12 protein-coding genes are annotated in these 12,923 nt (G+C 51.4%); 7 read left to right on the top strand and 5 right to left on the bottom strand.

What is annotated here, in order from left to right; translation table 11 throughout:
• Positions 1 to 49: 49 nt before the first annotated feature.
• The 5 genes from recA to P0D43_RS07460 all read left to right on the top strand — a co-directional run bounded on the left by recA (position 50) and on the right by P0D43_RS07460 (position 4,703).
• Positions 50 to 1,129, top strand: a complete 1,080-nt coding sequence (recA, locus tag P0D43_RS07440) for a recombinase RecA (protein WP_394673642.1) — start codon at positions 50 to 52, stop codon at positions 1,127 to 1,129.
• Positions 1,107 to 1,667 (top strand): regulatory protein RecX, encoded by a 561-nt coding sequence (locus tag P0D43_RS07445; protein WP_394673643.1) that lies wholly within the window; start codon positions 1,107 to 1,109, stop codon positions 1,665 to 1,667. The genes recA and P0D43_RS07445 overlap by 23 nt, the downstream gene beginning before the upstream one ends.
• 268 nt (positions 1,668 to 1,935) lie before the next feature.
• A complete protein-coding gene (gene sucC, locus P0D43_RS07450) occupies positions 1,936 to 3,102 on the top strand; it encodes an ADP-forming succinate--CoA ligase subunit beta (protein ID WP_159568338.1) in 1,167 nt (388 codons plus the stop codon).
• Positions 3,103 to 3,155: 53 nt separating this feature from the next.
• On the top strand, positions 3,156 to 4,043 hold the full coding sequence (gene sucD / locus P0D43_RS07455) for a succinate--CoA ligase subunit alpha (protein WP_159568339.1): 888 nt from the start codon (positions 3,156 to 3,158) through the stop codon (positions 4,041 to 4,043).
• A gap of 156 nt (positions 4,044 to 4,199) precedes the next feature.
• Complete coding sequence (locus P0D43_RS07460; RefSeq protein ID WP_159568340.1) at positions 4,200 to 4,703, top strand: pilin; 504 nt, start codon at positions 4,200 to 4,202, stop codon at positions 4,701 to 4,703.
• 3 nt (positions 4,704 to 4,706) lie between these two features.
• On the opposite strand, the gene moaC is transcribed toward P0D43_RS07460, so the two are convergent.
• Positions 4,707 to 5,177: a cyclic pyranopterin monophosphate synthase MoaC gene (gene moaC / locus P0D43_RS07465; RefSeq protein ID WP_159568341.1), complete on the bottom strand. Its 471-nt coding sequence runs from the start codon at positions 5,175 to 5,177 to the stop codon at positions 4,707 to 4,709.
• Positions 5,178 to 5,384: 207 nt separating this feature from the next.
• Between moaC and P0D43_RS07470 the strand changes: the two genes are divergently transcribed.
• Positions 5,385 to 6,926, top strand: a complete 1,542-nt coding sequence (locus P0D43_RS07470) for a M48 family metallopeptidase (protein ID WP_159568342.1) — start codon at positions 5,385 to 5,387, stop codon at positions 6,924 to 6,926.
• Between the two features lie 18 nt (positions 6,927 to 6,944).
• On the opposite strand, the gene P0D43_RS07475 is transcribed toward P0D43_RS07470, so the two are convergent.
• Genes P0D43_RS07475 through P0D43_RS07490 form a run of 4 tightly spaced genes read right to left on the bottom strand, consistent with a single transcriptional unit; the run spans position 6,945 to position 11,800 of the window.
• Positions 6,945 to 7,913 (bottom strand): class 1 fructose-bisphosphatase, encoded by a 969-nt coding sequence (locus tag P0D43_RS07475; RefSeq protein WP_201301436.1) that lies wholly within the window; start codon positions 7,911 to 7,913, stop codon positions 6,945 to 6,947.
• Between the two features lie 30 nt (positions 7,914 to 7,943).
• Positions 7,944 to 10,658: an aminopeptidase N gene (gene pepN, locus P0D43_RS07480; RefSeq protein ID WP_394673644.1), complete on the bottom strand. Its 2,715-nt coding sequence runs from the start codon at positions 10,656 to 10,658 to the stop codon at positions 7,944 to 7,946.
• 23 nt (positions 10,659 to 10,681) lie between these two features.
• Positions 10,682 to 11,296 carry a hypothetical protein gene (locus tag P0D43_RS07485; protein WP_394673645.1) on the bottom strand — a complete coding sequence of 205 codons (615 nt, stop codon included), beginning with the start codon at positions 11,294 to 11,296 and terminating at the stop codon, positions 10,682 to 10,684.
• Between the two features lie 18 nt (positions 11,297 to 11,314).
• Positions 11,315 to 11,800, bottom strand: coding sequence for a YajQ family cyclic di-GMP-binding protein (locus P0D43_RS07490; RefSeq protein WP_394673646.1), 486 nt, complete (start codon positions 11,798 to 11,800; stop codon positions 11,315 to 11,317).
• A gap of 51 nt (positions 11,801 to 11,851) precedes the next feature.
• On the opposite strand from P0D43_RS07490, the gene murB reads away from it, so the two are divergent.
• Entirely contained in the window at positions 11,852 to 12,877 is a 1,026-nt protein-coding gene (gene murB, locus P0D43_RS07495; protein WP_394673647.1) for a UDP-N-acetylmuramate dehydrogenase, read from the top strand.
• Positions 12,878 to 12,923 lie beyond the last annotated feature (46 nt).

Raw genomic sequence — 12,923 nt, forward strand, 5'->3', positions numbered from 1 at the left:
ACTGTGCAATAATTCAGAAATCGAAACCCAATTCAGTTGAAGGCAGACCATGGAAGATCTCAGAACAAAGAACCAATCCTCAGAAAAGGTCAAAGCCCTGGCCGCCGCGCTTAGCCAAATCGAGAAGCAGTTTGGCAAGGGCAGTATCATGCGTTTTGGTGAAAATGAGATCATCGACGACATTCAGTCGGTATCAACCGGTTCCTTGGGTCTCGATATTGCCTTGGGCATCGGTGGCTTGCCACGTGGCCGCGTCGTCGAAATTTATGGGCCTGAATCATCTGGTAAAACCACTCTGACTTTACAAGTAATTGCTGAAATGCAAAAACTTGGCGGCACCTGTGCGTTTATCGATGCTGAACACGCGCTCGATGTTCAATACGCTTCCAAATTGGGCGTTAATTTGCCCGATCTGCTGATTTCCCAGCCTGACACTGGCGAGCAGGCACTGGAAATTGTTGATGCTTTGGTTCGTTCGGGTTCGGTAGACTTGGTCGTCATTGATTCGGTGGCAGCGCTAACCCCCAAAGCCGAAATTGAAGGTGATATGGGCGACTCACTACCTGGCTTGCAAGCCAGATTGATGAGCCAGGCCTTGCGCAAATTAACGGCCAACATCAAGCGTACAAATTGCCTGGTTGTCTTTATTAACCAAATCCGAATGAAAATTGGTGACATGTTTGGCAGCCCGGAAACCACCACAGGTGGCAACGCCTTGAAATTCTATTCGTCTGTTCGTCTGGATATTCGGCGAATTGGTGCGATCAAAAAAGGCGACGAGATTATTGGCAGTGAAACCCGAGTCAAGGTGGTTAAAAACAAGGTAAGCCCGCCATTTAAACAAGCTGAATTCGACATTTTGTACGGTCAAGGTACGTCTCGAGAGGGGGAGGTTGTTGATCTGGGCGTGTTGCATGGCTTCGTAGACAAAGCCGGTGCTTGGTATTCCTACAATGGCGAGAAAATTGGTCAAGGCAAAGACAACGCCCGTGACTTCCTGAAGGCCAATTCCGCAATGTCTGCCGAGATCGAGAACAAAATTCGTGAAAAGCTCGGTGTGCGTTTGCTTGAGGCTGCAGCGTCAGCCCCAGTTGCCAAGAAGAAGAATGAAGTCGAAGACGCCGAGTAAGCGTTCTTTCGGGGGTGCCGCAGGCTTGAGCAAGCCCGTGGCCTCCGCCAAATCAAAGGCTGTTGCACTGCTCGCCCGAAGGGAGCACAGCCAGTCAGAACTTCGAGCCAAGTTATTACAACGCGGATACGAGTCCAGTGAAGTGGAGGAGGCCATTGAGTGGGCTACTTCACACCAATTTCAGTCTGATGAGCGTTTTAAGCTGAGTCTGTTTCGCAGGCGCGCGCCCACCTTCGGTGATAGGGCGATCACGGCTGAATTGGGACAACACGGTTTGGGCGACGTTAAATCGATTTCAGAAACAGACTCCGACGCACATACCCTGACCGGTGAAGAGGACAGGGCCTATGACTGGATCAAACGCAGACAGTTCTCAAGCCTGGGCACTGTGTTGAACAGTGATGCGGGAATCGACCAGGCACAACTGTTAACTTTGAAATCCAAGGTATACCGAGGACTTTCCGCTCGCGGGTTTGAATTTGGCAACATAGAACGCGCCTGGCGTCGCATTCTAGCTGAGTTCAAATCCAATGCGTGATATCATCTCGCTCGGCTTATGTGTTTCCATAGAAGTGATAGTCTAGTTAAATAACGAAGCGTTATTCAACGACACAAGAAGCAAAGAAAGAGATGGATAAAAACCTTCATAGCATGCTCGGCATGCCTCGTCCTTGCCTCGGCTTTACGTCCGAGAACCCGCTTGCGCTGTCACGCGAAAAAAACACTCTCCACTTTACAATGTTGTCAGTTCAGTCGCCTTGTTGCGTCTAGCCGATTTGCATTAACTTTCCCAGCAAGGAATTCAAATGAAGATTCACGAGTATCAAGGCAAGGAAATTCTGAAGAAGTACGGTGTGGTTGTGCCAACCGGCTACCCCTGTTATTCAATCGACGAGGCCATGGCTGCCGCGGAAAAACTGGGTGGTCCGGTGTGGGTCGTGAAGGCGCAAATCCATGCGGGTGGTCGCGGCATGGGCGGTGGCGTGAAGGTTGCCAAAAGCCTGGCAGATGTAAAAACTTATGCAAGCCAAATTCTGGGCATGCAGTTGATTACCCACCAAACCAGCCCCGAAGGCCAGAAAGTGAGCCGTTTGCTGGTTGAAGAGGGTGCGGACATCAAGAAAGAATACTATGTGGGTATGGTCGTCGACCGTGTTACCCAACGTGTATGTGTCATGGCGTCAAGCGAAGGCGGCATGGAAATTGAAGAGGTTGCAGAGCACACGCCCGACCTGATTCACAAAGTGTATGTTGATCCCGTATCAGGTTTGACCGACGCAGAAGCTGACGATTTGGCTGTAAAAATTGGTATCCCCGCCGGTTCGGTGGCCAAGGCACGTGTCGCATTTCAGGGTTTGTACAAAGCCTTTTGGGAAACTGACGCCAGCCTGGCCGAAATTAACCCGCTCATTCTGACTGGTTCAGGCGACATCATCGCCCTGGACGCAAAGTTGAACTTTGATTCCAACGCTTTGCATCGCCACCCTGAAATCGTAGCCTTGCGAGATTTGGCTGAAGAAGATCCGGCAGAAATCGAGGCCAGTAAGTTTGACCTCAGCTACATTAGCCTAGACGGTAACATTGGTTGTTTGGTCAACGGCGCTGGTTTGGCCATGGCCACAATGGATACCATCAAATTGTTTGGTGGCGAGCCAGCCAACTTCCTGGATGTGGGTGGTGGTGCCACAACCGAGAAAGTGACTGAAGCTTTCAAAATCATGTTGAAAAACCCCAACCTGAAGGCCATTTTGGTGAATATTTTCGGCGGCATTATGCGTTGCGATGTGATCGCAGATGGCGTGGTTGCTGCATCGAAAGCGGTGGGTTTGTCGGTTCCCTTGGTAGTGCGCATGAAAGGTACGAACGAAGATTTGGGCAAGAAAATTCTGGCCGAATCTGGTTTGCCGATCATTGCAGCGAACACCATGGGTGAGGCTGCTCAAAAAGTGGTGGCTGCTACCAAAGGTGCCTAAGCGCCTGGTGCTCCACATTTGACAGCCATTCAACACGAAAAAGGATTTTCACAATGTCTATTCTCATTAACAAAGACACCAAGGTAATTACCCAGGGTATTACTGGTAAAACTGGTCAGTTCCACACGCGCATGTGCCGTGAATATGCCAACGGCAATAACTGTTTCGTAGCGGGTGTGAACCCGAAGAAAGCCGGCGAGGACTTCGAAGGCGTGCCTATTTTTGGCACCGTGGCCGATGCCAAAAAGCAAACTGGCGCCAATGCCTCAGTTATTTATGTACCACCTCCCTTCGCGGCTGCTGCCATTTGGGAAGCAGTCGAAGCCGATCTGGACCTGGTGATTTGTATCACCGAAGGCATTCCTGTTCGCGACATGATCGAAGTACGCGATCGCATGCGTCGTGAAGGCCGTAAAACAATCGTAGTCGGTCCAAACTGCCCAGGCGTAATCACACCTGATGAAATCAAGATCGGCATCATGCCCGGCCACATTCACAAGAAGGGTCGTATTGGTGTTGTATCCCGCTCAGGTACCCTGACTTACGAAGCGGTGGGTCAGTTGAGTGAGTTGGGCTTGGGCCAGTCCACTGCCGTGGGTATTGGCGGCGATCCCGTGAATGGATTGAAGCACATTGATGTCATGCGCATGTTCAATGATGATCCGGACACGGATGCTGTAGTCATGATTGGCGAAATTGGCGGTAGCGATGAAGAAGAAGCTGCGTTGTGGGTCAAGGACAATATGACCAAGCCAGTGGTTGGTTTCATTGCTGGTGTCACAGCGCCCCCCGGGAAGCGTATGGGCCATGCAGGTGCCATTATCTCTGGCGGTAAAGGTACAGCTCAGGAAAAACTGGCCATTATGGAAGAGTGCGGTATCACTGTGACCAAAGACCCCTCGGTCATGGGTCAATTGCTGAAAAAGGCAATCGGCGCCTAAGAGTCTGCACTGGGCCTCAATGGCCAACTACGCAAACCCCACTGTTCACCCTGAATGGTGGGGTTTTTGTTTTTAACCCTAGCGGGGGTACTTCGCGCAGGCTGAACACCGAAGAATGGTCTCTCAACACCACTTTTCGATGTGAGGAATGCGACGATGATTACTCCAAAAACCTTTACCCGAAGCAAGATTTCGAAGGGTTTTACCCTGATCGAATTGATGATTGGCATTGCAATTATTGGCGTGCTGTCTGCCATCGCAATTCCAGCGTTTCAGGATTATCTGAATCGCGCCAAGGTCACCGAATTGATGAATATTGCCCAGTCTTGCAAGGCGGGTATTATCGAGTTCACCGCAACTACAAATGCATGGCCAGCCAACGCGGGCGATGCCGGGTGTCAGTCCAACGTAGCGGCCCAAAGTCAGTACGCACGTCAATTGCTGGTTGGTGCAAACGGAAGAATTCAGGTGACATTTCAAGCCAACACGGTGGCGGCCGGCATTGTTGCTAACAATTTCATTGCCTTGATTCCATTCACAGGTGGAGTAAGGCATACAGACCCTTTGCAGCCTGTGGGAGAATGGCGCTGCGTAACTAATGTCACCGCCGAGTTCCGGCGCTACTTACCGGCAGCCTGCCGTAACAACAACGTTAACTAGTATTTATCGACTGAAATCACTCTTGCCGCCGCGTTTTTCCACTAGCTTGGTTTGCGTCATCACCATGCCTTTGTCTATCGCTTTAAGCATGTCATAAATGGTCAGAAGCCCTACCTGAACACCGGTCAGGGCTTCCATTTCAACGCCGGTTTTACCCACTGTTTGCGCCGTACAGGTGCAGTGCACCTCGCACAGTTCATCGTTTAGTTCAAATTCAACAGCCAATCGAGTCAGGGGTAGTGGGTGGCAAAGTGGAATTAGATCAGAAGTTCGTTTGGCACCCTGAATTGCAGCAATCCGTGCCACTCCCAGCACATCACCCTTCTTGGCTGTCCCCGATTTCAAAACAGCGTAAGCCTCGCGGCCCAATTGTATGGTCCCTGTGGCCACCGCTTTGCGTTCTGTCTCGCTTTTGCCGCCCACATCGACCATGTGTGCATTGCCTTCCTGGTCAAAATGCGTGAGTCCGTTCATTGTTGCAATCCCCTGCTAACTGATTTTCCAAACTTCAATGGTGCCTGCTGCATTTACCTAAATTTACCCATGGAAACACAACACAAAGCCCGAAGTTGATTGAACTTGTTTTTCATCGCGCTATCATACCCAGACTATCACCGTAAAAAGCCCATGATGCGTCTTGATTTTCGGAAAAGTGTTGCGAGTGTGTTGTGCAGTACCCTGTTGCTGTCATCCTTGATTTCGCCTGTTGCGCATGCCGATGGCTTGAACAACTTGCCCAGTTTGGGCGATGCAGGCGGAGCAGAGCTGTCCGTTCAGGACGAGCGCCGTCTGGGTGCGCTGATCATGAAAGATTATCGTGCCTTCGGTGCAGTGAACACCGATCTTGAAATCACTGCGTACATCAGTAGGTTGGGCAATAAAATTGTTCAAGCTGCATCTGAATCTCCTTCCAATTTTGAGTTTTTCCTGGTCACAGATAAATCGGTCAATGCATTCGCTATGCCTGGTGGCTACATCGGCGTGCACACGGGTTTAATTGCTGCGTCGCAAACCGAGTCAGAATTGGCCTCGGTGTTGGCACACGAAGTAGGGCACGTTACCCAACGCCACATTGCACGTCGTTTTGGCCAACAAAAGCAGGCCAGCCTGGTCGCCACCGCGGCCTTGATCGCCGCCTTGCTGGTCGCCGGCTCCAACCCCCAAGCGGCCTCTGGTTTGATGGCTGCGGGTGCCGGGTACTCCATCGATCAGCAATTGGCTTTTTCCCGGGATGCGGAACGCGAAGCTGATCGGGTCGGTTTTCTAACGCTTCAACAAGCTGGATTTGACACCCAGGGTATGGTGGATTTTTTCGGACGTTTGCAAACAGCTTCCCGACTGTATGAAAACAACGCGCCCTCCTATTTGCGCACGCACCCCCTGACCACCGAGCGAATTGCTGACATCCGAAATCGGGCTGGCCTGGAAAGCGGTTCAAATCGCACCCGGAACCAGTCGAGTCTGGAATTTGAATTGATCAGGGTCAAATCAATCGTATTTGCAGAGCGCAGTAACCAGCAATTGCTTGATCGTCTGCGTACTTTCGAGTCGCCGAACGAGCAAGAGGGAATTAAAGGCCAGGTTGCTTTGACCTATGGACGTTCTTTGGTTCTGAATTCAATGGGTAAAAAGCAAGAGGCTCTTGCCGCCAGTGAAAAAGCCATTGAGTTGTTCAAGGCTGGGCAATCGGTGGTCAAGAAAACCGAAGTGCCACAGCTGCTGCAAAGTCAGCACATGCGAATGGCCATGGATGTCAATTTGCCTTTGGCCTCTGCACCCATGGATCAGCGGCCCGTCAGGGACCGCTCCGCACTGAATGCGCAGGAAAGAGCCCTGCTCGGGCAGCTGACCGCATTGCGCAATGATTTCAAAAGTGAAATGTCGATTCGCTTGCTGTATGCGGAGGGCTTGCAACGCTTGGGCTTGTTTGCTGAATCAGATGCCTACTTGAAAGAGTTGTCTCAAGCTTATCGTTCAGTGCCAGAGGTGTTCGATTTGCTCGCGCAAAGTGCCCTGGCGCTACGCCAGCCTGCGGAACATCACATGGCGTTGGCGCAGTCTTACAATGCCCGTCAAGCGTATTTGCCAGCCATTGAACAGGCTGAAATTGCCAAGCGTTATGCCAAGGATAATTATTATTTGTTAGCGGAAATTGATGCCAAACAACGCGAATACAAGCGCAAGGCTGACGCAGAGCGTGAATTCGCGAAATTCGGCAATTAATTGACGGGCAAAGCCAAATCAGCCTTTGTGATAATCACTGACCCGCTGCACTTCATTGGCCGAACCCAGCATAACCGCGCAGCGCTGGTGCAAATCTGTGGGTTGAATGTCCAGAATGCGCTGAGTGGCATCAAAGCTTTTGCCGCCCGCTTGTTCCACAAGCATACTCATCGGGTTGGCTTCGTACATCAGGCGCAGTTTGCCCGGTTTGCCGGGATCGCGCAGGTCTTTTGGGTACATGAAAATGCCACCCCGGGTTAGTACACGGTGCACATCAGCCACCATGGAGGCAATCCAGCGCATGTTGAAGTCTTTGCCGCGTGCGCCGGTTTTCCCTTCCAGCAATTCAGCAATATAACGTTGCACTGGTGCATACCAGTGGCGCTGATTTGACATATTGATGGCAAATTCCTTCGTGTCTTCGGGAATGTCCATGCTCTCACTGGTTTGAATATACTCACCTGCTTCACGATCGAGAGTAAAGGCCACCACGCCCTTGCCAAATGTCAGCACCAGTGATGTTTGCGGGCCATACACCACATAGCCTGCTGCCAATTGTTCAGTTCCAGCCTGAAGGAAGCTTTCATTGGTAATTTCGCCCACATCGGGGTTGGGCAGCACTGAAAAAATGGTACCGATCGACACATTGACGTCAATATTGCTGGAGCCATCCAATGGATCGAACAGCACAAGGAATGGGCGATCTGAATGTCCGGGAACCGGAGAGCAATCATCCAGCTCCTCGGATGCCATGCCAGCCACCACACCAGTGGCGCCCAGCGCATCCAGAATCATGTCATTGGCAATAATGTCGAGTTTCTTTTGAGTTTCACCTTGTACGTTTTCCGAACCTGCACTACCCAACACACCGCCCAGCGCGCCTTTGTGAACCGCCGCGGAAATGGATTGCGACACTTCGGCAATTGCCGAGATCAACACACCCATGTGCGCGTCGGCATGGTGTTCAAGGTATTGCGCCAAATTCATGCTCATTCTTGTCCTCTGTTCAATTCAAAATTAATGGGTGGCCGCATCCAGCGCTTTGCCGATCACTTCCCGTACATCGGGCGACAGCTGGTCTGTCTTGAAAATTCGCTCCAGCTGTTCTCTGGCTTTCTCCTGCAACGCGGGCACCAGTTTGGTCCAGCGGTCTAGGCCACGTGCCATGCGCGCAGCCACTTGCGGGTTAATGGTATTCAATTCGATCACCAGGTCTGCCCACAGCGAATAGCCTTCACCCGAATGTGAGTGAAACACGCTTGGGTTCTGCATTGCAAAAGCAGCCAGAAGTGAACGTGCTCGATTTGGATTTTTAAGCGTAAATGAGGGATGCTTCAACAATGCACGCACTGTATTCAAGGTGTTGACGCTTTCATTGCTGGCGGGCACGGTGGCTTGCAACATGAACCATTTGTCCACGGCCAGCGCTTCGTTTCTGAAGCGGTCAAAGAACTCTGAAAGTTCCGCTGGATTGAGTGGCCCATTGTGCACAATGTTGCTCAGCGACGCCATGCGGTCAGTCATATTGTTCGAGGCTGCGTACTGCGTCTTGGCGACAATCAGTTCGTCATCACCACCTGCAGCCACCAGATAAGCCAAGGCCACATTTTTCAATGCACGCTGGCTTGCAGCCACCGCGTTGTAGTCGTATGGTTGCCCGGGTGTGTGGCGCGCTTCGTAAATTTCGTTGAACTCGGCCCCAAAGGTACAGGCCAGCAAATCGCGCAGCGTGGTGCGTGCAAAATGCATGGCGACAGGGTCGACCAAGCCATCAAATGCCTCAAGCAAGGTTCCTTCACTGGGCAATTGCAAGGCCAAAGCCAGAAAGCCGTCCGACAATTGCCTGTCATTCAACAAGTTACCCACAATTTGTACGGCCGCCTGCGTATTTGAACTGTCGGTTTGTCCGCGTTGCAAGTAGATGTCCAGAATGGCTTTGCCGTATACCTTTTGGCAGGCATCCCAGCGATTGAAAGGGTCGTTGTCGTGTCCGGCCAAAAAGATCAAATCATCTGTGTTGTGCGCAGTTTGCAGCATCACCGGTGCGGAAAATCCGCGCAGTAGTGAAGGCACCACCGGTTTGTCCAGTCCGGTGAATACAAATGTTTGCTCTGCTTCGGTGAAGTCCAGTACATCGCCATGAAGTGCGCCTGGCTGGCCGACCAGCTTCAATGGCATGTCTAGTCCGCTCGCTTGATCGACAAAACCCAGTTTCACCGGAATGTGAAAAGCTGGTTTCTTGCTCTGCCCCGGGGTCGGGCGGCAATGTTGCTTCAGCGTCAGTTCCAGTTTGCCTTCTGTTTGTTTCCAGCTGGCAAACACTTCCGGGGTTCCAGCTTGGGAATACCAATGGCGAAACTGTTTCAAATCCAGTTCGGGATGGTCTTCTTGCAGTGCCGTTTCCATGGCGCTGACAAAATCTTCACAGGTCACAGCTTGACCATCGTGGCGTTCAAAATAAATTTTCATGCCGCGCTGAAACAAATGTTCGCCCAGCAGCGTGTGCTGCATGCGAATCACTTCTGCACCTTTTTCATACACGGTGACCGTGTAAAAATTGTTGATTTCCTGATAACTGTCTGGCCGGATCGGGTGGGCCATGGGCCCAGCGTCTTCCGGAAACTGTGCGGCGCGTAGCACTTTCACATCTTCAATTCGCTTAACGGCGCGGGCAGAGTCCGCCTGTGCTTCGTCCAGCCCATCGGCCATCATGTCCGCTGAAAACTCTTGGTCGCGAAACACGGTTAAACCTTCCTTCAACGACAGATGAAACCAGTCACGGCAGGTGACCCGGTTGCCGGTCCAATTGTGGAAGTATTCGTGGCCCACCACGCTTTCTACATTTTCAAAGTCAACGTCAGTGGCCAGTTCAGGGTTGGCGAATACAAACTTGGTATTGAAAATATTCAGTCCCTTGTTCTCCATCGCACCCATATTGAAATCAGCTGTGGCCACGATCATGAAGCGGTCTAAATCCAGATCAAGGTCAAAACGTGCGCGGTCCCAGTCAATGGACTTTTTCAGGCTTTGCATGGCAAAGTCGGTTTTGTCGAGGTTGCCCGGCTCCACCCACACTTGTAACAATGCAGGCTTGCCATCGCCTTTTTGTACGGTTTCTTCCTGGCACACAAAGCGACCAGCGACCAAGGCAAACAGGTAAGCAGGTTTCAGGAAGGGATCTTCCCAGCGCGTCATGTGCAAGCCTTCACCCAACTGCTTTTCTTCTAGCAAGTTGCCATTGGACAAACTGACTGGATGAGTGGCCTCGTTCGCAATCAGTGTGACGGTGAATTGGCTGAGAACATCGGGACGATCAGGAAAGTAAGTAATGCGCCTGAATCCCTGCGCCTCGCACTGCGTAAAAAAGTTGCCGTTGGATACGTACAGACCTTCCAGTCGAGTGTTTTGGTCGGGTTGAATGTGAACTGTAATCTCAAGAACACCTGCCCGACCTGGGTTGTGAATGCTCAAGCCCGTGGGGCTCTGGGTGTAATGCTCTGGGTCGAGTTTCTCGCCGTTAAGCAGTACCATTTCCAGCTCCAGATCTTCCCCATCCAGTTCAAGAGGCACGTTATCTGGGGTGCTTTCATCCCAGCTCTGAAACTGCAAGCGGCTTGCCACCTTGGTGCGCGAAGGGTTTAGCGTGAAGGTCAAATCAGTCTGACTGATTTTGTAGTTCGGCGCTGTGTAGTCTTTGCGATAAAAGGTGATGGGTGCTTGTGCGTCTCTCATGCTGGGAAATCCTTTTTTACTGCTTAGTGGTCGTGGCCGCAATCGGGGCCGTGTTTGTGCTCATGCGCATGACCGTGCTCGTGGCTGTGACCATGGTCGTGGTCACAACAGTCGTGGTGTTTGATCTCAGGCACCACAATTTCCAGCATTGGTGCAGTCAACGTGCCGAACTTCAGTTCGAAGTGTTCCAGCATGTGCATGCATTCATGGCTGGCCACAATGCGAGCACCTGTGTCATTCAGTTGCACTGGCCAAAAATTCAAGCCAGCCACGTGCAGAAATTCTTCAAAGCCTTTCTGGCCGCGGGCTATCTCAAACAGTTCTTCTTGCGCGGCTGCAACAACAGCCCACTCATTGGTGTTGGACACCAGTTTGTCGCCCACTTCAACCGTGTCGTGCAGGTGGCAAATCAGTGTGCTGCCATCGGTGGCCTTCACATCATGAGGTACTTCCTGGCGCTCATCAAATGTCAGTTCAATCGTTTTGGCATTGCGCAGCAGCACCGAGGCCACTTTGTGGTTGGCTTTCACCAATTTGTTGTACACCACATCGTGGTTGTGGCCGCAATCGTGGCCGTGTTCGTGTTCGTGTTCGTGGTCATGACCATGTTCATGGTCGTGTGAATGGTCTGCGCTCATGGCATGTCCTTAATTCGGTTAGTCTCGGAAGTTTTCGAAACCCAACGGTGTTTCTGTCACTTTCTGTTTCAGCAAGGCAATTGCACTTTGCAAGTCGTCGCGCTTGGCACCTTGAATTCGCACCGTGTCGCCCTGAATACTGGCTTGCACTTTCATCTTGCTGTCTTTGATTTCCTTCACCACCTGCTTGGCCAAGTCTTTGTCCAATCCGTTTTTCACGGTCACGGTCTGCTTGATTTTGTCGCCAGACATTTTTTCTTTCTTGTCAAAGGTCAGAAAGCGAACATCTACATTGCGTTTGGCGCATTTGTTGCGAATAATCTCGGCGACTTGCTCCAGTTTGAAGTCATCGTCGGCGTACACCATGATGGTGTGTTCGTTTAATTCCACCTTGGAATCCGACCCCTTGAAATCAAAGCGGGTACCAATTTCCTTGTTCACCTGATCAACCGCATTGCGCAATTCGATCAAGTCCGGTTTGCAGACCACATCAAAAGACGGCATAGTTCATTCCTTCAAGCATAATGCCTCATTGTAATCGCTAGACCATCCCCTATGTCAGCCCACACTGTCACCCACAGCGTCGATCTGCAACCCTTGCACACCTTTGGTTTGCCAGCCCGTGCCCGCGAGTTGCGTTTGCTGGCCAATACAGCTGATTTGCTGGCTTTTGCCCGCGCCAGGCAAGAGCAAAAAGATTTTTTGTTGTTGGGCGAAGGCAGCAACACGGTGTTTACCACCCCACAAGTGGACGCCACGGTGTGGAAGGCGGCCTTGCTGGGGCGTCAATACCTGGGTTGTGATGGGGTTCATCACCATTTGCGAGTGCAAGCAGGTGAAAATTGGCACCACACTGTAGAGTGGACTGTAGCCATGGGCTGGGGGGGGCTGGAAAACCTGGCTTTGATTCCTGGTTGTGTGGGAGCAAGCCCTGTGCAAAACATCGGAGCATATGGGGTGGAGCTGAAAGACCGGGTGTCCGCAGTACATGCATTTGATCTGGACACACAATCGGCACGAATTTTCTCGTTGGATGAATGTGAGTTTGCCTATCGCGACAGCGTTTTCAAGCATGCGCAACTCGGTCGCTGTGTCATAACCGCAGTCGATTTCGCTTTGCCAGTTCAGTGGCAACCCGTACTGGGCTATGGCGACGTTGCTCGGCGAGTTTCCGATTTGGGCGCTTTAAGTCCCTTGAATTTATTAAAGGCGATCAGTGCCATTCGCACTGAGAAGCTTCCTGATCCTGCCGTGTTGGGAAACAGTGGAAGTTTTTTCAAAAATCAGATTGTAGACACAGCACAGGCTCAGGCCCTGATTCAGCAATATCCGAATTTGGTTAATTACCCGGCTGACCATGGCAAAGTAAAGCTTGCGGCTGGGTGGTTAATTGAGCAATGTGGCTTGAAAGGCCATGTGCTGGGCGGTGTGGGTGTTTACAGCAAGCAGGCCTTGATTTTGGTGAATTTGGGTTCTGGAACTGGCAGCGACTTGTTGCAACTTGTTCAGCATGTGCAATCCAGTGTTCAGCGCAAATTTGGGGTGTTGATCGAACCCGAACCCAATTTGATTCAAGCATAAAAAAACCGCCACATTGGGTGGCGGTTCTTAAATTGAATTCACAACC

The organism is Limnobacter sp. (genome assembly GCF_043511195.1).
GTDB lineage: Bacteria > Pseudomonadota > Gammaproteobacteria > Burkholderiales > Burkholderiaceae_B > Limnobacter.